At 71.3% G+C, this 24,058-nt stretch carries 20 protein-coding genes and 1 pseudogene; 11 read left to right on the top strand and 10 right to left on the bottom strand.

What is annotated here, in order from left to right:
* Both sufB and AC0VYD_RS09630 read right to left on the bottom strand, forming a co-directional pair.
* On the bottom strand, nt 1-1,413 hold the full coding sequence (sufB, locus tag AC0VYD_RS09635) for a Fe-S cluster assembly protein SufB (RefSeq protein WP_191271375.1): 1,413 nt from the start codon (nt 1,411-1,413) through the stop codon (nt 1-3).
* 19 nt (nt 1,414-1,432) lie between these two features.
* Entirely contained in the window at nt 1,433-2,200 is a 768-nt protein-coding gene (locus AC0VYD_RS09630; protein WP_191271377.1) for a helix-turn-helix transcriptional regulator, read from the bottom strand.
* A gap of 504 nt (nt 2,201-2,704) precedes the next feature.
* Between AC0VYD_RS09630 and AC0VYD_RS09625 the strand changes: the two genes are divergently transcribed.
* Genes AC0VYD_RS09625 through AC0VYD_RS09615 form a run of 3 tightly spaced genes read left to right on the top strand, consistent with a single transcriptional unit; the run spans nt 2,705 to nt 5,336 of the window.
* On the top strand, nt 2,705-3,646 hold the full coding sequence (locus tag AC0VYD_RS09625; RefSeq protein WP_475479535.1) for an ABC transporter ATP-binding protein: 942 nt from the start codon (nt 2,705-2,707) through the stop codon (nt 3,644-3,646).
* Nucleotides 3,643-4,479, top strand: coding sequence for an ABC transporter permease (locus AC0VYD_RS09620; RefSeq protein ID WP_475479534.1), 837 nt, complete (start codon nt 3,643-3,645; stop codon nt 4,477-4,479). The genes AC0VYD_RS09625 and AC0VYD_RS09620 overlap by 4 nt, the downstream gene beginning before the upstream one ends.
* Nucleotides 4,480-4,535: 56 nt before the next feature.
* The gene (locus tag AC0VYD_RS09615; protein ID WP_475479533.1) at nt 4,536-5,336 is read left to right on the top strand and encodes an inositol monophosphatase family protein; all 801 of its coding nucleotides are present in this window, start codon (nt 4,536-4,538) and stop codon (nt 5,334-5,336) included.
* Here the strand turns inward: AC0VYD_RS09615 and AC0VYD_RS09610 are convergent.
* The gene (locus tag AC0VYD_RS09610) at nt 5,319-6,623 is read right to left on the bottom strand and encodes an MFS transporter (RefSeq protein ID WP_475479532.1); all 1,305 of its coding nucleotides are present in this window, start codon (nt 6,621-6,623) and stop codon (nt 5,319-5,321) included. The genes AC0VYD_RS09615 and AC0VYD_RS09610 overlap by 18 nt on opposite strands.
* 180 nt (nt 6,624-6,803) lie before the next feature.
* Entirely contained in the window at nt 6,804-7,499 is a 696-nt protein-coding gene (locus tag AC0VYD_RS09605; RefSeq protein WP_475479531.1) for an RICIN domain-containing protein, read from the bottom strand.
* A 154-nt stretch (nt 7,500-7,653) separates the two neighbouring features.
* Between AC0VYD_RS09605 and AC0VYD_RS09600 the strand changes: the two genes are divergently transcribed.
* The gene (locus tag AC0VYD_RS09600) at nt 7,654-8,031 is read left to right on the top strand and encodes a hypothetical protein (protein ID WP_475479530.1); all 378 of its coding nucleotides are present in this window, start codon (nt 7,654-7,656) and stop codon (nt 8,029-8,031) included.
* A gap of 6 nt (nt 8,032-8,037) precedes the next feature.
* Nucleotides 8,038-8,952 (top strand): EamA family transporter, encoded by a 915-nt coding sequence (locus tag AC0VYD_RS09595; protein ID WP_475479529.1) that lies wholly within the window; start codon nt 8,038-8,040, stop codon nt 8,950-8,952.
* A 141-nt stretch (nt 8,953-9,093) separates the two neighbouring features.
* On the opposite strand, the gene AC0VYD_RS09590 is transcribed toward AC0VYD_RS09595, so the two are convergent.
* The 4 genes and pseudogenes from AC0VYD_RS09590 to AC0VYD_RS09575 form a co-directional block, all read right to left on the bottom strand.
* The gene (locus AC0VYD_RS09590) at nt 9,094-10,593 is read right to left on the bottom strand and encodes a SulP family inorganic anion transporter (protein ID WP_475480229.1); all 1,500 of its coding nucleotides are present in this window, start codon (nt 10,591-10,593) and stop codon (nt 9,094-9,096) included.
* A gap of 467 nt (nt 10,594-11,060) precedes the next feature.
* Nucleotides 11,061-12,275 carry an MFS transporter gene (locus AC0VYD_RS09585; protein ID WP_475480228.1) on the bottom strand — a complete coding sequence of 405 codons (1,215 nt, stop codon included), beginning with the start codon at nt 12,273-12,275 and terminating at the stop codon, nt 11,061-11,063.
* A gap of 152 nt (nt 12,276-12,427) precedes the next feature.
* Nucleotides 12,428-13,210, bottom strand: a pseudogene (locus AC0VYD_RS09580) (peptide chain release factor 3); the annotation flags it as partial.
* A 31-nt stretch (nt 13,211-13,241) separates the two neighbouring features.
* Nucleotides 13,242-13,649, bottom strand: a complete 408-nt coding sequence (locus AC0VYD_RS09575) for a MerR family transcriptional regulator (protein WP_475479528.1) — start codon at nt 13,647-13,649, stop codon at nt 13,242-13,244.
* 571 nt (nt 13,650-14,220) lie between these two features.
* On the opposite strand from AC0VYD_RS09575, the gene AC0VYD_RS09570 reads away from it, so the two are divergent.
* Together AC0VYD_RS09570 and AC0VYD_RS09565 are read left to right on the top strand one after the other, a co-directional pair.
* Nucleotides 14,221-14,406, top strand: a complete 186-nt coding sequence (locus AC0VYD_RS09570; protein ID WP_191271394.1) for a hypothetical protein — start codon at nt 14,221-14,223, stop codon at nt 14,404-14,406.
* 170 nt (nt 14,407-14,576) lie between these two features.
* The gene (locus tag AC0VYD_RS09565) at nt 14,577-15,695 is read left to right on the top strand and encodes a COX15/CtaA family protein (RefSeq protein ID WP_475479527.1); all 1,119 of its coding nucleotides are present in this window, start codon (nt 14,577-14,579) and stop codon (nt 15,693-15,695) included.
* Here the strand turns inward: AC0VYD_RS09565 and AC0VYD_RS09560 are convergent.
* Entirely contained in the window at nt 15,634-16,917 is a 1,284-nt protein-coding gene (locus AC0VYD_RS09560; RefSeq protein ID WP_475479526.1) for a PrsW family intramembrane metalloprotease, read from the bottom strand. The genes AC0VYD_RS09565 and AC0VYD_RS09560 overlap by 62 nt on opposite strands.
* Nucleotides 16,918-17,022: 105 nt before the next feature.
* On the opposite strand from AC0VYD_RS09560, the gene AC0VYD_RS09555 reads away from it, so the two are divergent.
* Nucleotides 17,023-17,451 carry a hypothetical protein gene (locus AC0VYD_RS09555; RefSeq protein ID WP_475479525.1) on the top strand — a complete coding sequence of 143 codons (429 nt, stop codon included), beginning with the start codon at nt 17,023-17,025 and terminating at the stop codon, nt 17,449-17,451.
* Between the two features lie 34 nt (nt 17,452-17,485).
* On the opposite strand, the gene AC0VYD_RS09550 is transcribed toward AC0VYD_RS09555, so the two are convergent.
* Nucleotides 17,486-18,463 carry a heme o synthase gene (locus AC0VYD_RS09550; protein WP_475479524.1) on the bottom strand — a complete coding sequence of 326 codons (978 nt, stop codon included), beginning with the start codon at nt 18,461-18,463 and terminating at the stop codon, nt 17,486-17,488.
* Nucleotides 18,464-19,085: 622 nt separating this feature from the next.
* Between AC0VYD_RS09550 and tkt the strand changes: the two genes are divergently transcribed.
* The 3 genes from tkt (at nt 19,086) to zwf (ending at nt 24,052) form a co-directional block, all read left to right on the top strand.
* Nucleotides 19,086-21,179 carry a transketolase gene (tkt, locus tag AC0VYD_RS09545; RefSeq protein WP_475479523.1) on the top strand — a complete coding sequence of 698 codons (2,094 nt, stop codon included), beginning with the start codon at nt 19,086-19,088 and terminating at the stop codon, nt 21,177-21,179.
* An 87-nt stretch (nt 21,180-21,266) separates the two neighbouring features.
* Nucleotides 21,267-22,373, top strand: a complete 1,107-nt coding sequence (gene tal / locus AC0VYD_RS09540; RefSeq protein WP_475479522.1) for a transaldolase — start codon at nt 21,267-21,269, stop codon at nt 22,371-22,373.
* Between the two features lie 131 nt (nt 22,374-22,504).
* Nucleotides 22,505-24,052, top strand: a complete 1,548-nt coding sequence (zwf, locus tag AC0VYD_RS09535; RefSeq protein WP_475479521.1) for a glucose-6-phosphate dehydrogenase — start codon at nt 22,505-22,507, stop codon at nt 24,050-24,052.
* Nucleotides 24,053-24,058 lie beyond the last annotated feature (6 nt).

The raw sequence follows: 24,058 nt of genomic DNA, 5'->3' as shown, positions 1-24,058 counted from the left end.
TTATCCCACCGATCCTTCCATCTGGAGCTCGATCAGACGGTTCAGCTCCAGTGCGTACTCCATCGGGAGCTCCCGTGCGATGGGCTCCACGAATCCTCGGACGACCATGGCCATGGCCTCCTCCTCGCCCATCCCCCGGCTCATCAGGTAGAAGAGCTGGTCCTCGCTGACCTTGGAGACGGTGGCCTCGTGCGCGAGCTCGGTGTCGTCCTCGCGCAGGTCGTTGTAGGGATAGGTGTCCGAACGGCTGATCGTGTCGATCAGCAGGGCGTCGCACTCGACCGAGGACTTGGCGGAGTGCGCCCCCTCCTGCACCTGGATCAGGCCGCGGTAGGAGGAGCGGCCGCCGCCGCGCGCCACCGACTTGGAGACGACCTTGGAGGAGGTGTTGGGTGCGCAGTGCACCATCTTGGCCCCGGTGTCCTGGTGCTGGCCCTCGCCCGCGAAGGCGATCGAGAGGGTCTCACCCTTGGCGTGCTCACCCATGAGGTACACGGCCGGGTACTTCATGGTGACCTGGGAGCCGATGTTGCCGTCGACCCACTCCATGGTCGCGCCCTCTTCGGCGATGGCGCGCTTGGTGACCAGGTTGAAGACGTTGTTTGACCAGTTCTGGATGGTCGTGTAACGGCAGCGGGCGTTCTTCTTGACGATGATCTCGACGACCGCGGAGTGCAGCGAGTCCGACTTGTAGATCGGCGCGGTGCAGCCCTCGACGTAGTGGACGTAGGCGCCCTCGTCGACGATGATCAGCGTCCGCTCGAACTGGCCCATGTTCTCGGTGTTGATCCGGAAGTAGGCCTGGAGCGGGATCTCCACGTGCACGTTCTTGGGCACGTAGATGAACGACCCGCCGCTCCACACGGCGGTGTTCAGCGCGGAGAACTTGTTGTCACCGGGCGGGATGACGGAGCCGAAGTACTCCTCGAAGATCTCCGGGTGCTCCTTGAGCGCCGTGTCCGTGTCCATGAAGATGACGCCCTGCTCCTCCAGGTCCTCGCGGATCTGGTGGTAGACGACCTCGGACTCGTACTGCGCGGCGACACCGGCGACCAGGCGCTGCTTCTCCGCCTCGGGGATACCCAGCTTGTCGTAGGTGTTCTTGATGTCCTCGGGCAGGTCCTCCCAGGAGGTGGCCTGCTTCTCCGTGGACCGCACGAAGTACTTGATGTTGTCGAAGTCGATCTTGGACAGGTCCGCGCCCCAGTCGGGCATGGGCTTCTTGTCGAAGAGCCGCAGCGACTTGAGTCGGAGCTTGGTCATCCACTCCGGCTCGCTCTTCTTGTCCGAGATGTCGCGGACAACCTCTTCGTTCAGGCCGCGACGGGCCGTGGCCCCGGCGTCGTCGGAGTCGGCCCAGCCGTACTCATATGTTCCGAGCCCTTCGAGCTCGGGGTGCGCGACAGAAGTCATGCGCGGACTCCTCCTGGACTCAGACGTCCGTTTGGTGAACTGAGCCGCCCGCCCGCTGGCGGATGGCCTTCTTGGACGCGGGGGTGCCGTCCTCCCCGCTCGCCCCGTCCCCCCGTGGGGTGACGTGCGTGGTGCACACACCGTCGCCGTGGGCGATGGTGGCCAACCTGCGCACCGGGGTGCCCAGAAGCCGCGCGAAGGCCTCGACTTCGGCCTCACAGAGTTGCGGGAACTCGGCGGCCACGTGCGCGACGGGGCAGTGGTGTTGGCACAACTGGTCGCCGCCTCCTGGTGCGGGTGCCTGGCCCGCGGTGGCGGCGTAGCCGTCGTTGGAGAGCGCCTCCGCCAGCAACCGGACGCGCTGTTCCTGGGGAACCGCGTCCAGCAGGGGCTTGTAGCGCCGCTCCAGGTCGGCTACCTGACTCTGGGCGAAGTCGCCGACGGCCTCGGGACCAGCGGTCCGCGCCAGGAAGCGCAGCGCGTTGGAGGCGAGGTCGTCATAGGCGTGGACGAAGGCGTCACGGCCGGCTTCGGTGATGGCGAAGACCCGGGCGGGACGGCCCCTGCGGCGGCGACCGTGTGTGGGCCGCGCGTCGCGGGCTTCGACCATGCCCTCGCTGGTCAGGTTGTCGAGGTGGCGGCGGATGGCCGCCGGGGTGAGACCGAGCCGCTCCCCCAGTGAGGAGGCGGTGATCGGTCCCTTCTCCAGGATGAGCCGGGCGACGCGGGCACGGGTCCCGTGGTCGGGCCCGTTCAGGGGGCGGGGCGCGCTCGCTGCCTCAGGCATGGTGCTCCCCTCCCGTAGTCACTCGGCTTCTGGTTTAGACAACATCAGTGTGGCCTAAATAAGTCCGCCTAGGCAAACCCGGATTCATGCACTTCATCACGAAGGTCAGGCTTGCCTAACCAGGTGCTTCGCGCGGACGAACGCGCGGAAAGAGCCGCACAGGCCCGCCTTCGCACGGGACCGACCACCCGGCCCGTCCCAGCCAATGAGACCGAAATACCGCTATTCGGCCAATGTCGCAGATGCGCCCGAGCGCGCCCGGGCACGGCGGACGGTTCCACTCGGAACGAACCGGTCCTTTCCTTTTCCAGGCACCGTGTGGCACAACCGCCCGGGCCGCACCATTCTTCCACTGCGGGGACACGGACCCGCTCTCCGGGGCACGGCCCGCCGACGTGTTCCGACCGCCCCGATCAGGCCCTTCGCCGCACCCCGGCCCACCGCCGCCCGTCACGGGGCGGGGTGGTGCGGCACGAGGCCGGGACGCACGTAAACTCAGGCCCCATGGACACAGCCGCCGTCGAGGTCGTCGACCTGGTCAAGCGCTACGGCGCCACCACGGCCGTCACCGGCCTCACGTTCACCGCGCGCCGCGGCGCGGTGACCGCCCTGCTCGGCCCCAACGGCGCGGGCAAGACCAGCACCATCGAGATCTGCGAGGGGTTCCGCCACGCCGACGGCGGGAAGGTCCGGGTACTGGGACTCGATCCGGTCTCCGACGCCACCGCGCTCAAGCCCCGCGTGGGTGTGATGCCCCAGTCCGGCGGGGTGCCCACCGGCGCCCGGACCGCCGAGTGGCTGCGGCTGATGGCCTCCTTCCACGCCAGCCCGATCGACCCCGGCGTCCTCCTGGAGCGCCTGGGCCTGACGGCCGCGGCGCAGACACCGTTCCGCCGCCTGTCCGGCGGCCAGCAGCAGCGCCTGTCCCTGGCCTGCGCCGTTATCGGCCGCCCCGAGCTGGTCTTCCTCGACGAGCCGACCGCCGGACTGGACCCGCAGGCGCGCATGGCCGCCTGGGACCTGGTCTCGGCCCTGCGCGAGGCGGGCGTGGCCGTGATCCTGACCACGCACTACATGGAGGAGGCCGAACGGCTCGCCGACCACGTGGTCATCATCGACCGCGGCGCGGTCGTCGCCGAGGGCACCCCCGCCGAGCTCACCCAGGGGCGGCGCGAGGTCCGCTTCAACACCGACGCCCCCGTGGACGCCGGGGCGCTGGAAGCAGCCCTGCCCTCAGGAAGCCGCGTGTCGGCCACCGCCGCGGGCGGACGGCACGAGTACGCCGTGGCCACCGACGAGCCCGGCGACCTCGGCCCGGAGTTCCTGGCCACCGTCACCGCGTGGTGCGCCTCCTCCGGTGTCCTGGCGGAGGACCTGCGCATGCGGCGGCGTACCCTCGAAGACGTCTTCCTCGAAACCACAGGCCGGGAACTGCGCGACACATGACCGAGCACACCTCAGGGACGGCCCGCCCGGCCGTCACCGACGCCCAGACACCCGCCCCCGACGCGAGCCTGTTCACCCCGGCGCCCGGTGCCGCCCCGATGCGGCGCATGGTCGCGGCCCAGGCCGGGATGGAACTGCGGGTCATGCTGCGGCACGGCGAGCAGTTCCTGCTGACCATGGTCATCCCCGTCCTGCTGCTGGTGGGGTTCAGCCTCGTCAACGTCCTGGACGTGGGCGAGGGGTCGCGCGTGGACGCGTTGACACCCGGGGTACTGGCACTGGCGGTCATGTCCACCTCCTTCACCGGACTGGCCATCGGCACCGGGTTCGAGCGCCGCTACGGGGTGCTCAAGCGCCTGGGCGCCACCCCGCTGTCCCGGTTCGGGCTGCTCGCCGCCAAGACCCTGGCCGTGCTGGCGGTGCAGGCCATCCAGATCGCCGTGCTGTGCGCGGTGGCCCTGCTCCTGGGCTGGTCGCCGTCGCTGGAGCCGGCCGGTGTGCTCGCCGTGCTGGGACTCCTGCTGCTGGCGACCGCGGCCTTCAGCTCACTGGCCCTGCTGATGGCGGGCACACTCCGCGCCGAGGCGACCCTGGCCGGAGCCAACCTGGTCTACGTGCTGATGCTGGGGCTGGGCGGGGTCCTGTTCCCCACCAGTAGCTTCCCCGGCCCGATGGAGCAGGCGGTGTCGGCGCTGCCGATCACCGCACTCAGTTCGGGCCTGCGCGCCGTGCTCACCGAGGGGGCCCTCCCCGGCCCGGGTGCCTTCGTGGTACTGGCCGTGTGGACCGCGGGCGCCGGCTTCCTCGCTTCGCGCCTGTTCCGCTGGGAGTAACGCTCCACCCGGACGCGGCCCCGGACCGACCGGCGCACCCCTCTAGGCTGTCGGTCATGACGATCGACATCGACGCGGTGACCGGGATCCTCCGCGAGGCCGCCGACACCGCGGTCCTGCCCCGCTTCCGAACCCTGGCCGAGCACGAGGTGTCGGAGAAGTCGCCCGGCGAGATCGTCACCGTGGCCGACCGTGAGGCGGAGGAGCAGATCAGCCGCCGCCTACGGGAGCTGCTGGACGTCCCCGTCGTGGGCGAGGAGGCCGCCTCCGCCACCCCCGAGCTGGTCAGCGCCCTGCGGCGGGAGCCGGCGGCCTGGGTGGTCGATCCGGTCGACGGCACCCGCAACTTCGCCCGGGGCAGCACCGCGTTCGCCGTCATGGCCGCCCTGGTCCGCGAGGGACGGACCGTCGCCTCCTGGATCCTGCGACCCACAGAGGACCGCTTCTACGTCGCCGAACTCGGCTCCGGTGCGTGGCGGGACGGAACCCGGCTGCACCGCGAACCCGCACCCGCCGACCCAGCGGAACTGCGCGGGGCGGTGCTGTCCCGTTTCCTGTCCCCCACGGCCCGCGAGCGCGTGGTCTCCGCGATCCCCGCGTTCGCCGAGGTGGGTCCGGGCGCCCACTGCGCGGGCGTGGACTACCCCCAGCTCGTGGAGGGCGACCTGGACTTCGTCCTGTTCCATCGGACCCTGCCCTGGGACCACGCCCCCGGCAGCCTGCTGCTGACCGAGGCGGGCGGGGTCGCCCTCAGGCCCGAGGGCGACCCCTACCGGCCCGACGACGAACGGGTCGGCCTGCTCAACGCCGCCGACGGGACGACCTGGCGGACGGTGCGCTCACTCCTGCTGGCCTGAGCCGCCCGGGGGCGGTCCGGGCTGCACGGACCGGGCGGTGCGCGCCGGGACCAGGAACACGACGGCGGACGCCGTGAGGAGCAGCGCCCCGGCCAGGAGGTAGCCCGCGCCCGGCGGAGCCGTGGTGAGGAACAGGCCCACGGCCGCGCCGCCCGCCGAGGAGCCCGCGTTGAAGGCGGTGTTCACCCAGTTCCCGGCCCGGGTCCGGTAGCCGGGGGCCACCGATTCGTCGGCGAGCAGGTAGGCGGCGGTGATCAGGGGCGCCGTGAACAGCCCGACGACGAACAACAGCGCCACCAGGGCCGACACCCCGGGCGCCAGCGCGGCCGCGGCCACACCGCCGCCCAGCCCCGCGCCCAACAGGGCCAGCCGGGTACGCGACCCGGCCCGCCAGACGAGGGCGCCGTAGACCAGACCGCCGACGGCACTGCCCGCGGCCTGCGCGGACTCCAGCAGCACCACGTCCCCGACGGTGCCCCGCTGTTCGGCGAAGGCGACGTTGAGCAGGGCCGACGCGCCCAGGGTGAGCCCAGCGGCCGCGGAGACCGCGACGGCGGACAGGAAGCCCCCGCGTGCGGCCGGGCCCGGGCCCCGAACCCGTCTCGTGCCCGGGTTCCGGGGCGCTGCGGCGTCCGGGAGCGGAGCGGGTTCGGGGCGGGACGCGGTTCGGTCGGCGTCCATGGAACGGGCTGCGGCCGAGGTCACCAGGCCCGCGGTCCCGGACACGATCAGGGACGCGCCCAGCACCAGCCCGGCGGAGGGCGGCCACACCCGCATCAGGGCGCCGAGGAGCAACGGCCCGGTGAGGAAGATGAGCTCCTCGGTGACGGTGTCCAGGCTGTAGGCCCGTTGGAGGAGCCCCCGATCAGTGATCAGGTGGCTCCACACGCTGCGGGTGAGGGGGCCGAGCGGGGGCGCGCAGGCCCCCGCCACCGAGGTAAGGGCGGCCAGGACTCCGAGGTGCGCTCCGGGGACCCAGGAGACGACGGCCAGACCCAGCAGGGCCGACGCGTGCAGGAGGGCCATCGGAAGCAGGGCGCGGAACGGCCCGTGGCGGTCGATGAGGTCGGCCCGTACCGGTGACAGGACGGTGACGGTGAGGCCGAACAGGCCCATGACCATACCCGCGTCGGCGTAGGAGCCGGTGGTGTGGGTGACGGCCAGCGTCAGAGCGAGCGAGACCATCCCGTAGGACAGACGGCCCAGGAGGGCGGGGACGAGGAAACGGGGGACCCCCGTGACGCGCAGGACGGCACGGTAGGTCGGCGCCCGGCGGGGCGAGGACATGGGTGTTCTCCGTCAGGAGGGCGGCGCGGGTGGTCAGCGCCGCGGGTGTGCGTGGACGCCGGAGGGCCGCGGCTGCCTGCCGCGGCGGGGGCGTCGGTCTACGCACGGGTGGAGAACACGGATGCACACTAGCAGCCCCGTGGGGCCGGGTCCCGGGGCCCGGTCGGTCCGGAGCGGGGCTCAGCCCAGCGGGACCAGCCGCCACTGCTGGTGGGCGTGGCCGCCGTCCTCGGCCTGGGTGACCAGTGTCCCGTTGTCGGGGGCGCCGCCCTGCCCCTCGAGGACCAGCCCGGTGGCGCGGTTGATCAGGCGGACCACCCCGTCCCCGGCCTCGACCACCCTCCAGTGCTGGTTCTGCCCGCCGGTCCGGGTGAGGATGGCGGCTCCGGGACCGGCCCCCTCCCCGGTGGGGACCTCCAGGAGCTTGCCGCTGCCCACACCGACGATCTCGTAGAGGTCGGCCTCCAGGTGGACGAAGCGCCACTGCTGGTTGCTCTGGTCGTGGCGGTCCCAGAGGTGGACGTGGGCCCCGTTCTGGTCGGAGGAGCCCGCGACGTCGAGGGCCCGGTCCCCGTGCACGTTCTGCAGGACGTAGGTGCGTTCGGGGTCGAGCCCCGCGGGGTGGGTCGGCTCCTCCTCTTCCTCCTCCTGCTCCTCGGGTTCGGGTTCCTCCTCCGGGGCGTCCGAGGGTTGGACGAGGATCCCCGAGACCACGGACATCTCCTCGGGCTCCGCGTCGGTGTCGGCGACGAACAGGCCCGCCACGTAGCCGGCGAGCCCCACCGCCAGGAGCAGGGCCAGCGCACCGGCGAGAATCGGCCACCTGGGCACGTGCCACTCCGGGGATACGGCACGCGGTGCTCTACGTCGGGACATGGCGGGACTCTCCTGCGGGACGGGGGCGGTCCGGTTCACTACGGGTCCGGACTATTCCACACCAAACGCCCCACTTGGCGCATATCAGGGGCCTCTCGAGCCCCGCCCGGGGCAGGCCGGGGGCGGACGGGAACGCTCGATAGGGTGTGCGCCCATGGAAGCCATCGGAGTGCCCTGGTTCATCGTCGTCCGTCACCTCGGGCCTCCCCTGTTCCTGCTCGCGGTGGGCGGAACCCTCCTGGTGTGGCGGCGCCCGGACCGCCCGGGGCTGGTGTGGGCCGCCCTGGTGGTGAACCTGCTCGCGGCGGCGCTGCCCTTTTTGTGGATCGCGGTCCAGCTCCTCACCGGGCTGGGCGAGGCGACGGTGGTCGGGCTGGTCATGACGCTGCTGCAACCGGGTGTGGCGGCCGTGGCGTGGCTGCTGCTCCTGTGGGCGGCGGTGTCCCGGAGCAGGCCGGGAGAAACGGCCCCGGACGGCGCGGGGGCCGCGGACACCGGGGACGCGAAGAGGGCAGCCGAAAACGTAGGATGACCCATCATGAGCACCCGGACCGGTTCGACCAGCACCTTCTCCCCCAGCGCGGCGCTGGGATCACTGCCCCCCGTCTGGCTGGTGATGGCCGGCATCGTCTCGGTGCAGACCGGTGCGGGCGTGGCCAAGAACCTGTTCGAGTCCCTGCCCCCGGCCGCAGTGGTGTGGCTGCGCCTGCTCACCTCGGCGGTGCTCCTGGTCCTGCTGGCCCGGCCCGCGCTGAAGGCCCGGAGCCGTGGCGACTGGCTGGTGGTGATCGGCTACGGCGTGGCCCTGGCCTCGATGAACTACCTCATCTACCAGGCCTTCGCCCGTATCCCGTTGGGTATCGCGGTGACCATCGAGTACCTGGGGCCGCTGGCGATCGCGATCATCGGCTCACGCCGCCGCGTCGACCTGCTGTGGGCGGGGCTGGCGGGGCTCGGCGTGGCGGCGCTGGGGATCGAGTTCGGTGAACTCGACCCGGTTGGCGTGCTGTTCGCGGTGCTGGCCGCCACGGCCTGGGCCGGGTACATCATGCTGAGCGCCGCCACGGGGCAGCGGTTCAGCGGGGCCTCCGGCCTGGCCGTCGCCAGTGTGGTGGGTGTGGTGGTGCTGGCTCCGGCCGGGATCGCCGAGGGCGGCGCCGCCCTGCTGGACTGGCGGCTGCTGCTGTTCGGCCTGGCGGTGGGCGTGCTCTCCTCCGTGGTGCCCTACACCCTGGAGCTGAACGCTCTGCGCCGGATGCCGCCGAGGGTGTTCGGGGTGCTGATGAGCCTCCAGCCCGCGGCGGCCGCCCTGGTGGGCCTGGTCCTGCTGGGTGAGCTGCTGACCGTGTGGCAGTGGCTTGCGGTGGCGTGTGTGATCACCGCGAGCGCGGGTTCGACCCGCACCTCGGCCAAACGCGACGCGCGTGAGGCGGCGCAGGGGGGCGACCGGTAACGACCCGGCTGGGCACCGGGCGGCGGGACCGCCACGGGACGGGGCGCGGCCGACGGGTCTGGACGGCCGGAGAGGGCGGCGGGGCCGCCGGAGGATCTCCGACGGCCCCGCGGGGTCGCTTCCGGGCGTCCGGCCGGTGGCTCAGTGGCCGCCCACCAGGGTTCCGGTCAGCTCCTTGTGCAGGTGCGCACTGGGCTTGTTCAGACCGGTGATCTCCACCTCCACGTCGTGCCTGCGGAAGTGCTCGGTGACCTGGTCCAGCGCGGCCACCGCGGAGGAGTCCCACACGTGGGCCCCCGACATGTCCACCACGACCTTGCTCAGCCCCTGCTCGGCGTAGTCGAACCGCTGCACCAGCTCACCGGTGGAGGCGAAGAAGACCTCGCCGTTGACCGAGTACACCCGGGTACCGCCGTCGGGGTCCAGCACACTGGTGACGTCGGCCTGCATGGCGGCCTTGCGCGCGAAGAGGACCATGGACACGATCACGCCCACGATCACGCCGAGCGCCAGGTTGTGGGTCCAGACCACCACGGCGACGGTGACGGCCATGACCAGGGTCTCGGTCCAGGGCATGCGCCTGACCGTGGTGGGGGCGATGCTGTGCCAGTCGAAGGTCACGATCGCCACGAAGAACATCACCGCGACCAGTGCGGCGATCGGGATCATCCCGACGATGTCGCCCAGCCCCACGCACAGGATGAGCAGGAACACACCGGCCAGGAAGGTCGAGATCCGGGTCCGGGCGCCGGACTTGACGTTGATCATCGTCTGGCCGATCATCGCGCAGCCGGCCATCCCGCCGAAGAAGCCGACCAGCACGTTGCCGATGCCCTGGCCGCGGGCCTCACGGGCGTGGTCGGAGGAGGTCTCGGTGATGTCGTCGACGACCTTGGCGGTCATCAGCGACTCCATCAGGCCCACCAGCGCCAGCGTCACCGCGTAGGGCAGGACCAGCGTGAGGGTCTCGACGTTGAACGGCACGTCCGGGATCAGCGGGATCGGAAGGGTGTCGGGCAGCTCGCCCATGTCGCCCACGGTGCGGGCGGGGATGCCCATGGCCAGGGCGCCCACCGTGAGCACGACGATGGCCACCAGCGGGGCGGGGATCGCCTTGGTGATCAGCGGCAGACCGAAGATGATGACCAGACCGACGGCGACCATCGCGTAGACGGGCACCCCGACCCCGGCCAGGTGCGGAAGCTGGGCCAGGAAGATCAGGATGGCCAGGGCGTTGATGAACCCGGTCATCACGCTGGGCGGCACGAACCGCATCAGCTTGGCCACGCCCAGCAGGCCCAGCCCGACCTGGATCAGACCGGCCAGGATGGTGGCCGCGATCAGGTAGTCGACCCCGTACTCGATGGACAGCGGGGCGACCACCAGCGCCATGGCGCCGGTGGCGGCGGAGATCATCGCCGGTCGTCCGCCCAGGAAGGCGATGGACACGGCCATGACGAAGGAGGCGTACAGGCCGACCCGGGGGTCGACCCCGGCGATCAGGGAGAACGCGATCGCCTCGGGGATCAGGGCCAGGGCGACGACCAGACCGGCCAGGACGTCGGCGCGCAACTGGGCCCCGCTGGGGATTTTGGACATCAGGGACCCTCGTCGGGTCTTCAGCAGACTCATGGAACCCATCTGGTTCGGGCAGTCCACGTCGAGGACTGCGGTGTTCACACGTCAGGTGGTGCGGCGACGGCGCGGAGGGCGCCACCCGGCCCGGTGGGACCGCGGCGGCAGACGCCTGGGGTTCTCCGGTGCGGCACCCGACGGGTGCCCCGGAGCGCGGCCTCGTCGCCGCGTGCCCGACTCCGTCCCTGGGGGCGGGTCGGGAGGTATGTGGGGTTTCCGCCTCGTGCGTGCGGAACCGACCTGCTTCAAATTTACAGTTACGTGAGGGTTCGAGTCACGCAGGGCGACTGAGACAACTGTCACAGGGGTGGAGAATGACGGATCTTCCCAGATCAAAATATGTGATCTCGATGGCAGCCGCATTTCCGGCGGGATAACCCAAAGTGATTCTTTGGGCGGAATCCCGGGATGTTCACATGCCTTGCTCAGTCGCGCCGGGAGCGCCCCCTCGACAGGGCGGTCCACCTGGGGATTCAGCCGACCTGATCGTGGTGTGACACGGGAGGGGAAAGGAAGGTCCGGGGCTTGCGCGCGAAACACACCGCGACCGCGACGACGGCGCACAGCAGGGCCAGACCCATGATTCCCGGGCGATAGGAGTCCGCCCAGCCGTGGGCCAGGGACAGCAGGATGGGCCCCACGGCGGTGGAGGCGACCGCCACGGACTGGGTCAGACCGCGCAGGGTCCCCAGACTCGCCGTACCGAAGTAGAAGGGCAGCGCGGCGCTCTCGACGGCGCGGGCTCCGGAGGCCGCCGCGCCCAGCGCGGCCCCGTAGAGCAGGGCGCCCCACCCTGGGGCCACCAGCGGCAGGGTGACCAGAGCCAGGGCGTGCATGGCCATGGCCGCGCTCATCAGTATCTTCGGGGACATCCGGTCCGCCGCCGACCCGAACAGCAGGGCCGCACCCAGACCGGCGACCGTCTGGGGAAGGAAGTTGGCGGCGGCCTGGGCGGGGGTGAGCCCCTGCTCCCCCAGGACGGAGACCTGGTGGAAGAACACGGCGGTGGAGACCAGACCGCTGCACGCGATGGCTCCTGCCATCGCCCAGAACATGGAGGTGCGGGCGATCGCGGAAAGGGGCGCCGGCGCCCCGGGGCCCGAGCCCGGGCTCTGCGGGCAGGCCTGGTCCGCCGAGGGCGCCCGGGTCGCGCCGCGCAGCCCCCACAGGGCCAGCGGCAGGACCACGACCCAGATCAGCAGCCCTTCGGCGACGAAGGTGTAGCGCCAGTCCAGGACGGCGATCGCCCGCTCGGCGAGCAGGGGGAACAGGGAGATCCCCGCCGCCCCCAGGGAACTGGTGAGGCCGAGCAGGGTACCCCGGTTACGGGTCACCGAGATCGCGACGGCGGTGGTCGCGATCATGCTCATGCCGCCCTGCCCCAGGGCGCGCACCCCGACGAAACCGGCCGTCAGCCCGACCAGTTCCTGGGCGCAGGCGAGCAGCATCAGGAAGCTCCCGAAGCCGAGCGCCACCAGGGCCAGAACCCGTTGGACCCCGAAACGGTCCACCGCACGGCCGATCCAGGGAAGTGCCAGAGCACCGGACAGGGTCCCGGCCATGTAGGCCAGGGAGACCGCGGAACGGCCGACCCCGAGGTCGGCGATGACGTGGTCGACGAAGACCGCGATACCGGCGGTCTGTCCGGGGCCGCTCAGCGCCAGGACCAGCGCGGAGGCGATGACGATCCTGGGGACGGAACGGTTGGGGGCGGAGGTTTCGGCGGCGGGCGGCGCGGAGGGCAGTGAAACTCCTCGGACGTGGCGGGTACGGGCGCTCTGTTCGGTGCTCGCACGCGGCGCGGTGCCGCGCGCTCCATGGGGGCGGGGGCAGCCGGGCCCTAGTATTCCTCGTCGACGCCGCCGGCGAGCAGCGGCTCCATCAACAACGACGGGTTGTCCCGCTCGATCACCCGCAACCGCCACTTGTTGTGCACCAGCACCAACAGCTCCCCGTCGTTGCGACGCTTGAGCACCTCCGCACCCGAGAGCGCGTGCAACACCGGAGCCGACTCCGCATCGGTACGCCGCGCCACCGAGTACTCCAACGGCGAGGCCTCGATCGGCGAGCGGAACTCCTGCTCCATCCGGTGCCGCACCACGTCGAACTGCAACGGACCCACCGCCGCCAGCACCGGAGCCTGCTCACCCCGCACATCCGAGGTCAGCACCTGCACCACACCCTCGGCGTCCAACTGCGCGATCCCGCGCTGGAACTGCTTGTACCTGCCCGCGTCCACCGCACGAGCGACGACGAAGTGCTCGGGGGCGAAGCTGGGGATGGGCGGGAACTCGACCTTGGGGCCCTCGTAGAGGGTGTCACCCACCGCCAGAGCATGCGCGTTGACCAGCGCGATCACATCACCCGGATAGGCCGTGTCGATCGTGGAGCGGTCCGAACCGAACACCGCCTGGGTGTACTTGGTCGCGAACGGCCGCCCCGTCGAGGCGTGCGTGAGCACCATCCCCCGGTCGAACCGGCCCGAGGAGACCCGCACGAACGCCATCCGGTCCCGGTGGTTGCGGTCCATGTTGGCCTGCATCTTGAACACCTGCCCCGAGAAGGGCTGACCCACCGGGCGGGACTTCCCCTCCCGGTCGGCCTTGGCCGAGGGCGCCGGCGCCGTCACGATCGCTCCTCGCACGTGTGGGTTCTCAGGTGGGGGCGTCGGCCCTGGCCCGTTGTTCGCGTAGCCGTCCGGCGAACTCCTCGGCCATGGCCAGTTGCTTCTGCAGGGCCTGGCAGCGGGCGACGATGGCCGCCTCGAAGGCGTCCAGCCTCTCGCTGAGGGCCTCCCGGTCCTGGACGGAGGTCTGCTCGGCCCCGAGCCGGTCGAGGGTCTCCAGCAGCTCCCGGGTCTCCTCCAGGCTGAACTCCAGCGGTTTCATCCGCTTGATGAGGTTCAGCCGGTCGACGTCCTCCTGGGTGTAGAGACGGAAGCCCCCACGCGAACGGGCGGACGGTTCAACGAGGCCGACCTCGCCGTAGTAGCGGATGGTCCGCAAGGACAGGCCGGTCCGTTCGGCCACCTCACCGATCTGCATGTGGCCCGGTTCAGGCATCGGGGTGCCCCTTCTTGTTAACTCTACTCTAACGTCAGGTTCGTTCGGGTGGCGTTGGCCGTCGAAGGCGCCATGTTAGTGCGCTCCCACACCAGGAGGATTTCATGCCGCGTCGGATGACCCGTCCGGACCACGTGGGGAAGGGGAGTTCCGCCGATGAGGACTCGGGCGCGGGGCCCGCGCCCGAGCGGACCAGGTGCGGGGTGGCACGGACCACGGCAGGGGTCGCGGCCGCGGCCGTGCCACCACGGGAGGGCGCGGAGCGCGAAGGAAGCAGGTCGACCCTCCACAGCAAACCCTACCCTCTCGTGAGGGTAGCTTTATCGGCGGGACTTCGCCCCGCGCACCCGTCGTGGGCAGTGGACGACACCGGACCCCGCCGGACCAATGCGGGCACGGCCCGGGACAACGGGAGGCCACGCCCCCGCCCGCTGAGCCATCGGCACGGCAGCACATCACCACAAGTCGGACAAACATCGCACGGGCCGCGTTTTCTCCCACCCGGGCCCGGCAATTGATGCCCCTGGGAAGGCCGACCCGCTCCTGATGACCCGCATTCGGAAGGGAAACCATGCGCATCGCCGCCAAGCTCGCCCTGACACTGTTCTTCACCGCCAGCCTGCTCGGACTGGGCGCCGGTGCCGCCTCAGCCGGCACGTGGGCCTACCAGCAGTGCGTCCAGGAGCAGCAGTCGCTCGGCCTGCTCAACCTCAACCTCAACCTGCTGAACCAGTGCATCGCGCAGTACGACGACTGAGGCGCCGCGGCTGACCGGCACCGAGGCCGGACAGCACCGACCGCCCGACCGGGGGTCCCGGAACGCGTTCCGGGACCCCTCGCGCGTTCCGGGGAAACCCGTCATCGCAGGTGGCGACCTGTGTCGGGGGTGCGTCGGGAACTCCGGAAGCGTGTACTACGCTTTGTCGTATGTTTGCATCCCCGGCCTCCGCGGCGACGGCCACGAACACGCTCACACCGCTCGCTGCGGACGAGATGGAGGACATCGTCCTCCTCGGCGTCCCCCTCTGGGGCTGGCAGATCGTCCTGGCCGCCGCGGGTGTCCTGACGCTGGTCCTGCTGGCCCGCAGCATCTGGGAACCCACCCCGAAGTCGCTGCGCGCCTGGGCGCTGGGGAACATCGTCGTCAACGCCGGGATCGCCGTCACCGGGGCGACCGTACGGGTCACCTCCTCCGGCCTGGGCTGCTCCGAATGGCCCAGGTGCACACCGGACAGCTTCGTACCCATCGACACCGGGCACGCGGCCCTCAACGCCGCCATCGAGTTCGGCAACCGCACGCTGACCTTCGTGGTCCTGGCGGTCGCCGTGATCACCCTCGTCGCCGTGCTGCGCACGAGCCCGCGCCGACGCGACCTCGTCCGGCTGGCCGCGATCATCCCGGTGGGCGTGCTGGGCCAGGGCGTGGTCGGCGGCATCACCGTCTGGACCGACCTGCACCCCGCCTCGGTCGCCGCCCACTTCCTGCTGTCCATGGTGATGGTCTTCATCACCGTCGCGCTGTACGTGCGCTGCCAGGAGCCCGAGGGCAGGCCCCGGATCTGCGTGGGCCCCATGCTGCACACGGTGAGCGTCGGCCTGGTCGTGGTCGGCTTCCTGCTGCTGATCGCCGGAACCGTGGTCACCGGCACCGGCCCGCACGGCGGTGACGCCGCGGCTCCGCGCTGGGACCTGGACCTGCCCGCGATCACCCGGGTGCACTCGGCCCTGGCCTGGCTCACCCTGCTGGGCAGCCTCCTCGCCACCGCGATCGCCTTCCGCGGCGGCGCCTCCCGGCCCGCGCGCAGGAGCAGTGCGGCCCTGCTCGCGATCGTGCTGCTCCAGGGCGTGCTCGGCTACACCCAGTACGCCCTGGAACTGCCCGAGGCCCTGGTGGTGCTGCACGTGCTCGGCTCCGCGCTCACCTGGGTCGCGGTCTCCCGCCTGTACTTCGCCACCACACGGCTGGTGCCGCCGGGCGAGGAGCTCACCGCGGAGGCTGCCCGTGCCGGGGAACGTAGTCCTGCTGAGCCTGCGTCTGGGCGATGACGTGCGCGAAGTCCGCTCGGCGCAGGAAACCCGAGTCGGTGGGGTTCTCCGCCCACCCCGGCTTCACCGGCTGGGGCAGCCGCCCCAGGAAGGTGTCCCGGGCCACGTGCATCAGCGCCAGGAACGAGTCACGGCGGACCTTCCAGTCCTGTCGGGGTAGGCCGAGGTCGAGTTTCTGGTGCAGCAGGGCGAGCTCGGTCGCGGCCAGCTGGTATTCCTTCATCGCGAGGCGGCCGCGGGCTCCCGCGTTGTGCGCGGCCCACTCCCGGGCCTGGCGCCGCGCCGTCATCGAACTGAGCATGGTGATGTCGGACGGGGTGACCAGGCCCGTGGAGATGTAGGGCGGCAGGTACCGGTCGATCGCCGCGACCTGGCTGCGGCGGTCGCGGGCGGCGATCACCAGGATGCCCAGGAGCACCAGGAACAGCATCAGGTAGGCCACTGCCAGCCCGGCCCAGCCGAAGGTGGTCGCCGCGTTCCACATCCCGTGCAGGAGGACCGCCGCCACCCATCCGGCGAACGGCGCCAGGAAGCGGAGGCCGCCGGTGCGCATGGCGGCGTAGGCCACGCCGAGGCCGATCATCGCGGTGTAGACCGGGTGGCCGAAGGGTGCGACGAGGCCGCGGATGGCGAAGGTCGCGACGAGCGTGCCCTCGAAGAAGGCGCTGAGGAAGTAGAGGATGTTCTCGGTGAAGGCGAACCCGGTCGCCACCATCCCGGCGTAGATCACGCCGTCGGTGAAGGTGTCGATCTCGTTTCGGCGCCGCCAGAGCAGGATGAGCAGGACCGCGCCCTTGGCGCTCTCCTCCACGACCGGGGCCACCAGCGCCGTGCTGAGGAAGTCGGCCACCCCCTCGCCGAACACCGGCACCGTGAAGTAGGTCAGCCCCCAGGTGTTGAGCAGGAGCGAGGCGACGACGGCCACGCCCCCGCCCCACACGAACGCGAAGAACAGCACCCAGCCCGGTTCCGGTTCCAGCCGGTCGAGCATGAGGATGAGCGGCACCAGGATGGTGACCGGGACGACCGCGGTCACCAGGCTGACGAGGAACCCGGTCGCACCGTCGATCCCGGCCGCCGCTCCCCCGGCCATCGCCAGCATCCACAGGTACCCGAGCATGCCGAGCATGCACACCACGCTGACGGTGGTGCCCAGGATGAGGGTCGTCGAGTAACGGGAGCGGCGTCCCTGGAGGATCGCCTTGCTGTCGAGTCGGGGCATGGGGACAGATCGTAGCGGTTGGACGCCCGCCGGGAGGAGCCGGAGGGGCCGGTCCGGGTACGGCACAATCGAACCTGTCCGACCGTCACGGAGAAAGGCCGCACCATGGACCCGAAAACGACCGCCGACCGGGCGGGCAACCCGCTCTGGCTCCTGGTACTGCGCATCGCGGTCGGTGCCAGCCTGGCCGCCCTCCTGTGGGAGTTCGCCACGGCGGGGCAGCTGGTCACCTTCAACACCGACGCGCTGCCGCTGCACTACGGCGGGGCCTTCGCCGTGCACGCGGCCACCGGCGTGCAGCTGTTGGCGGCACTCCTGGTGTGGCGGCTGCCGCGGGCCGGGTCGCCCGGCGGGCCCCGGCACGACCGCCTGGTCGCGGTGGTGAGCCTGCTGGCGTTCCTGCTCGGCTTCGGCCAGGCCGCGCTGGGCACCTACGGGCCGCTCCAGGCGCACGTGCCGCTGGCGATGCTGCTGGTGGCGCTGGTCGTGTGGTCGGCGGTCCTCGTCTGGGGACGGCGGGGACGGCGGGGCTGAGCCCCGGACCGCCCCGGGCCTTCGGGGGCGCCCCTCAGACGAGGAAGCGCGCGATCAGCGGGTCGACGGTGACCGCGGCGAACAGCAGCGCCAGGTAGGCGTTGGAGAGGTGGAAGAAACCCATCGTCTTCAGCCGGGCCCCGGTCACCCCCGCCTTCGATCGGCTGAGCAGGCGGTGCGCCTGGATGACCAGCAGGGCGCCCAGGACGAGGGCGACCGCACCGTAGAACCAGGTGGTCCCGGCCACCGGCCAGAAGATCAGCGAGACGATCGCGGTCGCCCAGCTGTACAGCACCGACTCCAGCAGGACCCGGCGGTCGCTGGCGACCACGGGCAGCATCGGGACCTTGGCGGCCGCGTAGTCCTCGCGGTAGCGCATGGCCAGCGTCCAGGTGTGCGGCGGCGTCCAGAAGAACACGACCAGGAAGAGCACGAACGGCGCCCAGTCGAGGCTGTTGGTGACGGCCGCCCAGCCGATGAGGACCGGCATGCAGCCGGCGATGCCGCCCCACACGACGTTCTGCGCGGTGCGCCGCTTGAGCAGCATCGTGTAGACGAAGATGTAGAAGGCGATCGCGAAGAGCGACAGCACGGCCGAGAGCACGTTGACGAGTGCGAGGAAGCCGACGGTGGAACCGACCGCCAGGATCAGGCCGTAGACGAGGGCGCCGCGCGGGGTCACCAGGTCCATCGCGCCCGGACGCTGGCGGGTGCGACGCATCTCACGGTCGATGTCGCGGTCGATGTAGCAGTTCATCGCGTTCGCGCTGGCCGCCGACATGGTGCCGAACAGCAGGGTGGCGACCGCGGTCCACAGCGGCGGCACACCCCCGGCGGCGACGAACATCACCGGGATGGTGGTGATGAGCAGCAGCTCGATGACGCGCGGCTTGGAGAGGGCGACGTAGGCGCGGGCGTAGGCGCCGAACGAGGCCCTGCGGGGGGCCTCCGGCGCGGGGGCGGCCGCCTCGGCGCTCTCCTGGGTCTGCGGGGAACGGTTGGTGAGCGCCATCAGTTCCGCGTCCTCACGTCCGGAAGCACTGCTGTCCCCCGGGGGGCCGGCTCGGTTTCAGACACGCGGATACCTCGACAACTCTTGGGGATTTCGACACTGCTCGCCACGCGGGGTCGAACGGCCCGACAAAGCGTCAGGATCAGCCAAAACCCCGTCAACGACAAAGTGTAGTACTTGGCTGCGGGGACCGGTGACCAACCCCCTCCGTACGGGTGGCCTCCGGCAGGGGCCCGGCGGCCTGCGCATCAGGCGCCCGCCGACCGCACGGGTGTAGAGAAGGTTCGCACAGCCCTCGCCGTGCTTCCAACGTGCCACGCGCCCGGGAGGAGGGCCGGGGTGCGCAGGAACCCGCGCACCTGCTGCGTTACCCACAACTAATAGGAGGTGTCGGGCAACGACATCCCCGGCCGCGGACGATAGGCTCAAAGTCGGCAACGTGCGGCCGAGCCACGTCCACAGCCGATGCCGATGCCGATGGCGACCCCGCCCTCCCGCGTTCCCCCCGCGACCCGCCCGACCGGCGGGCCGCCGACGGGGTGCCCGGCGACAACCTGCACGCACAACCGCACACCCGCCCCGGAACCGGGTGCACGGGTGCCCGAGAAGGAGACCAAAGGCCGTGAACGCCCACACCCCGAACACCCTGGAGTGGTCGGACCTCGACCTCCGCGCCGTCAACACGGTCCGGGCGCTGGCCATGGACGCGGTAGAGAAGTCGGGTAACGGTCACCCCGGCACCGCGATGAGCCTCGCTCCCGCCGCCTACCTCCTCTTCCAGAAGGTCATGCGGCACGACCCCGCCGCGCCCGACTGGGTGGGCCGGGACCGGTTCGTGCTGTCGATCGGCCACTCCAGCCTCACCCTGTACATCCAGCTCTACCTGGCCGGGTACGGCCTCACCATCGACGACCTCAAGGGTCTGCGCCAGTGGGACAGCCTGACCCCGGGCCACCCCGAGGTCGGCCACACCGCCGGTGTGGAGACCACCACCGGCCCGCTGGGGCAGGGCGTCGGCAACGCCGTCGGCATGGCCATGGCCGCCCGCCGCGAGCGCGGCCTGTTCAACCCCGAGGCCGGCCCGGGTGCCAGCCCCTTCGACCACCACGTCTACGCCTTCTGCTCCGACGGCGACGTCCAGGAGGGCGTGAGCCACGAGGCCAGCGCCCTGGCCGGGACGCAGAACCTCGGCAACCTCATCATGATCTGGGACGACAACCAGATCTCCATCGAGGACGACACCCGCATCGCGCACAGCGAGGACGTCGTGGCGCGCTACGCCGCCTACGGCTGGCACGTCGAGGAGGTCGACTGGACCGCCACCGGGGAGTACGTCGAGGACGTCGAGGCGCTCCACCAGGCGATCCTGCGCGGCAAGGCCGAGACCGGGCGTCCGACCTTCATCCGTCTGCGCACCGTCATCGGCTGGCCCTCGCCGAACAAGCAGAACACCGGCGCCATCCACGGCGCGGCGATGGGCGCCGACGAGATCTCCGCCACCAAGGAGATCCTCGGCCTGCCCGACGAGCCGTTCGCCGTCGAGGACGCCGTGATCGAGCACACCCGCAAGGCCCTGGACCGCGGCCGTGAGGCCCACGCCGCCTGGGACGAGGCCCTGCACGCCTGGCGCAAGGGCGCCGAGGAGCACGGCGAGCTCTTCGACCGCCTCCAGTCTGGCAAGCTCCCCGAGGGCTGGGAGAAGTCCCTGCCGTCCTTCGAGGCCAGCGAGAAGGGCATGGCCACCCGCAAGGCCAGCGGTGAGGTGCTCGGCGCCATCGCACCGCTCCTGCCCGAACTGTGGGGCGGGTCCGCCGACCTCGCCGGGTCCAACAACACCACGCCCAAGGGCGAGCCGTCCTTCCTGCCCTTCGACCGGGCCAGCAGCATGTTCCCGGGCAACCCCTACGGGCGGGTGCTGCACTTCGGTATCCGCGAGCACGGCATGGGATCGATCCTCAACGGCATCGCCCTGCACGGCCCCACCCGCCCCTACGGCGGCACCTTCCTGGTGTTCAGCGACTACATGCGCCCGGCCGTGCGCCTGGCCGCGCTGATGAAGCTGCCGGTCACCTACGTGTGGACGCACGACTCCATCGGCCTGGGCGAGGACGGCCCCACGCACCAGCCGGTCGAGCACCTGTGGGCGCTGCGCGCCATCCCCGGCCTGGACGTGATCCGTCCGGCCGACGCCAACGAGACCGCCGTCGTCTGGCGCGAGGTCCTGGCCAACGCCGACCGTCCGTCCGCGCTGGCGCTCACCCGCCAGAACGTGCCCGTCCTGGACCGGGACACCCACGCCTCCGCCGAGGGCGCCGCCCAGGGCGGCTACGTGCTGGCCGAGGCCAGCGGCGGCACCCCCGAGGCGATCGTCGTCGCCACCGGCAGCGAGGTGTACCTGGCCCTGGAGGCCCGCACCGAACTGGAGAAGGCCGGCACGCCCACCCGCGTGGTCTCCATGCCGTGCGTGGAGTGGTTCGACTCCCAGAGCGAGGAGTACCGGGAGCAGGTGCTGCCGTCCTCGGTGCGCGCCCGCGTGTCCGTCGAGGCCGGTATCGCCATGGGATGGCGCTCCTACGTCGGCGACGCCGGCGTGTCGGTGAGCCTGGAGCACTTCGGTGCCTCCGCTCCCTACCAGACGCTCTACGAGAAGTTCGGCATCACCTCCGAGGCCGTCGTCGCGGCGGTCCGCGACAGTCTGGCCAAGGCCGGAAGCTGACGACGCGGGCCCGCCGGGAGGATCCCCGGCGGGCCCGCTCCGTGTGACAGGGGCGTACGCGCCCCGTGAGGAAGGCGTGAGAGAACCATGAGCACCGCTCTGAAGGACCTGGCCGCGGCCGGCCAGTCCGTCTGGCTGGACGACATCAGCCGCAACCGGCTGCGTACCGGCAACCTGGCCGAACTGATGTCGACGCACAACGTCACCGGCGTCACCTCGAACCCCTCCATCTTCGACAAGGCGCTCGCCGAGGGCGACGCCTACGACCTGCAGGTGCACGAGTTCGGTGTGCGCGGGGTGTCGGTGGGCGAGGCCGTCCGGCTGCTGACCGCCTACGACATCCGCTGGGCGGCGGACACCCTGCGCCCGGTGTACGAGGCCACCGACCGCGTGGACGGCCGGGTCTCCCTGGAGGTGGACCCGCGTCTGGCGCGCGAGACCGAGCGCACCGTCGCCGAGGCCAAGTCGCTGTGGTGGCTGGTCGACCGGCCCAACCTGATGATCAAGATCCCGGCGACCGTCGAGGGCCTGCCCGCGATCACCCGGGTGCTCGGGCTGGGCATCAGCGTCAACGTGACCCTGATCTTCTCCCTGGAGCGCTACCGCGCGGTCATGGACGCGTTCCTGGCCGGGCTGGAGCTGGCCCGGGAGAACGGCCACGACCTGTCCCGCATCCAGTCGGTGGCGTCGTTCTTCGTCAGCCGGGTGGACGCCGAGACGGACAAGCGTCTGAAGGGGATCGGCACCCCGCGGGCCGAGGAGCTGCTCGGCCGCGCCGCCATCGCCAACGCCCGCCTGGCCTACCGCGACTACGAGGAGGTCTTCTCCTCCGAGCGCTGGAAGGCCCTGGCCGCCGGGGGCGCCACCCCGCAGCGCCCGCTGTGGGCCTCCACCGGTGTGAAGGACCCGGCCTACCCGGACACCCGGTACGTCACCGAGCTGGTGGCCCCGGGCACCGTGAACACGATGCCGCAGGCCACCCTGGACGCCACCGCCGACCACGGCGAGGTCACCGGGGACACCGTCCGTGCGGGCTACGAGGCCGCCCAGGCCGACCTGGACGCCCTGGCCGAGGTCGGCGTGGACCTGGCCGACGTGACCCGCCACCTGGAGGAGGACGGCGTGGTCAAGTTCGTGGACTCCTGGGAGAGCCTGCTCGGCCGCCTCACCATGAAGCTCGACGAGCTCGCCTGAGCCGACGGGCCCTTCGGGGCCCGGCCCGCGTCCGCGCACCCGAACCGGGGTGCGCGGACGCGGGTACCGTCAGCCACCGACCCACCGGCCACTCTCGACAGGAAGCGCGGACAAGCGTGAAAGAACCGGTGATGCCGGGAGCGGTACCCAACCCGCTCCGCAACGCCCTGGACCGAAGGCTCCCCCGTATCGCCGGGCCCAGCGTGCTGGTGCTGTTCGGCGTCACGGGCGACCTGGCCCGCAAGAAACTCCTGCCCGCCATCTACGACCTCGCCAACCGCGGCATGCTGCCGCCCGGCTTCGGCCTGGTCGGTTTCGCCCGCCGCGACTGGGAGGACCAGGACTTCGCGGCCGAGGCCCACGCCGCGGTGCGCGAACACGCCCGCACCCCGTTCCGGGAGGACGTGTGGCGCCAGCTGAGCGAGGGCGTGCGGTTCGTCCAGGGCGACCTGGACGACGACGGCGCCTTCGACAACCTGGCCCGGACCGTCCGTGAACTGGACTCCGAGCGCGGCACCGGGGGCAACTACGCCTTCTACCTCTCGCTGCCGCCCAAACTGTTCCCGACGGTGGTCACCCAGCTCAAGCGCAGCGGTCTGGCCACCCCCGAACCCGCTGGCCCGGGCGGGGCCACACCGTGGCGCCGGGTGGTGATCGAGAAGCCGTTCGGCCACGACCTGGAGAGCGCCAAGGAGCTCAACGCGGTGGTGGACGACGTGTTCCCGCCGTCGTCGGTGTTCCGCATCGACCACTACCTGGGCAAGGAGACGGTCCAGAACATCCTGGCGCTGCGCTTCGCCAACACCCTGTTCGAGCCGCTGTGGAACCGCAGCTACGTGGACCACGTGCAGATCACCATGGCCGAGGACATCGGTGTGGGCGGCCGCGCGGGCTACTACGACGGCATCGGCGCGGCACGCGACGTCATCCAGAACCACCTCCTGCAGCTGCTCGCGCTCGTCGCGATGGAGGAGCCCGTCTCCTACAGCGCCGACGCGATCCGCGCCGAGAAGGAGAAGGTCCTGTCCGCGGTGACGCTCCCCGACGACCTGGGCAAGGGGACGGCGCGCGGCCAATACGCGGCCGGGTGGCAGGGCGGGGCTTCGGTCCGCGGCTACCTGGAGGAGGAGGGCATCCCCTCCGACTCGGTGACCGAGACCTACGCGGCGCTGAAGCTGGACGTGGGCACCCGCCGCTGGTCGGGGGTCCCGTTCTACCTGCGCACCGGCAAACGGCTGGGCCGCCGGGTGACCGAGGTGGCGCTGGTGTTCCAGGCGGCACCGCAGCAGATGTTCGCCCGCAGCGACATCAGCGAGCTCGGCCAGAACGCCCTGGTGCTGCGCATCCAGCCCGACGAGGGGGTCACCCTCCGGTTCGGGTCCAAGGTGCCGGGCACCTCCATGGAGGTGCGCGACGTGAGCATGGACTTCACGTACGGGCAGTCCTTCACCGAGGCCAGCCCGGAGGCCTACGAGCGGCTCATCCTGGACGTGCTCATCGGCGACCCGCCGCTGTTCCCGCGCCAGGAGGAGGTCGAGCTGTCCTGGCGGATCCTGGACCCGGTCGAGGAGTACTGGGCCAAGGACGGCCGGCCCGAACAGTACGGCTCGGGTACCTGGGGCCCCGAGTCCGCGGAGGAACTGCTCAGCAGGGACGGCCGCCAGTGGCGCCGCCCGTGACCGCCC

Source organism: Nocardiopsis sp. iso_40 (genome assembly GCF_056173285.1).
Note: the sequence above shows the minus strand (reverse complement) of the source record. Positions and strands in the feature narration are given on the sequence as shown.

Coding starts and splice junctions, on each gene's coding strand:
- AC0VYD_RS09565 (WP_475479527.1), top strand. CDS start 14,577: ATGTTTGCATCCCCGGCCTCCGCGGCGACGGCCACGAACACGCTCACA.
- AC0VYD_RS09590 (WP_475480229.1), bottom strand. CDS start 10,593: ATGGGTTCCATGAGTCTGCTGAAGACCCGACGAGGGTCCCTGATGTCC.
- AC0VYD_RS09600 (WP_475479530.1), top strand. CDS start 7,654: ATGGAAGCCATCGGAGTGCCCTGGTTCATCGTCGTCCGTCACCTCGGG.
- AC0VYD_RS09605 (WP_475479531.1), bottom strand. CDS start 7,499: ATGTCCCGACGTAGAGCACCGCGTGCCGTATCCCCGGAGTGGCACGTG.
- AC0VYD_RS09615 (WP_475479533.1), top strand. CDS start 4,536: ATGACGATCGACATCGACGCGGTGACCGGGATCCTCCGCGAGGCCGCC.
- AC0VYD_RS09625 (WP_475479535.1), top strand. CDS start 2,705: ATGGACACAGCCGCCGTCGAGGTCGTCGACCTGGTCAAGCGCTACGGC.
- AC0VYD_RS09550 (WP_475479524.1), bottom strand. CDS start 18,463: ATGGCGCTCACCAACCGTTCCCCGCAGACCCAGGAGAGCGCCGAGGCG.
- tal (WP_475479522.1), top strand. CDS start 21,267: ATGAGCACCGCTCTGAAGGACCTGGCCGCGGCCGGCCAGTCCGTCTGG.
- zwf (WP_475479521.1), top strand. CDS start 22,505: ATGCCGGGAGCGGTACCCAACCCGCTCCGCAACGCCCTGGACCGAAGG.
- AC0VYD_RS09555 (WP_475479525.1), top strand. CDS start 17,023: ATGGACCCGAAAACGACCGCCGACCGGGCGGGCAACCCGCTCTGGCTC.
- sufB (WP_191271375.1), bottom strand. CDS start 1,413: ATGACTTCTGTCGCGCACCCCGAGCTCGAAGGGCTCGGAACATATGAG.
- AC0VYD_RS09630 (WP_191271377.1), bottom strand. CDS start 2,200: ATGCCTGAGGCAGCGAGCGCGCCCCGCCCCCTGAACGGGCCCGACCAC.
- AC0VYD_RS09560 (WP_475479526.1), bottom strand. CDS start 16,917: ATGCCCCGACTCGACAGCAAGGCGATCCTCCAGGGACGCCGCTCCCGT.
- AC0VYD_RS09620 (WP_475479534.1), top strand. CDS start 3,643: ATGACCGAGCACACCTCAGGGACGGCCCGCCCGGCCGTCACCGACGCC.
- AC0VYD_RS09570 (WP_191271394.1), top strand. CDS start 14,221: ATGCGCATCGCCGCCAAGCTCGCCCTGACACTGTTCTTCACCGCCAGC.
- AC0VYD_RS09610 (WP_475479532.1), bottom strand. CDS start 6,623: ATGTCCTCGCCCCGCCGGGCGCCGACCTACCGTGCCGTCCTGCGCGTC.
- AC0VYD_RS09595 (WP_475479529.1), top strand. CDS start 8,038: ATGAGCACCCGGACCGGTTCGACCAGCACCTTCTCCCCCAGCGCGGCG.
- AC0VYD_RS09575 (WP_475479528.1), bottom strand. CDS start 13,649: ATGCCTGAACCGGGCCACATGCAGATCGGTGAGGTGGCCGAACGGACC.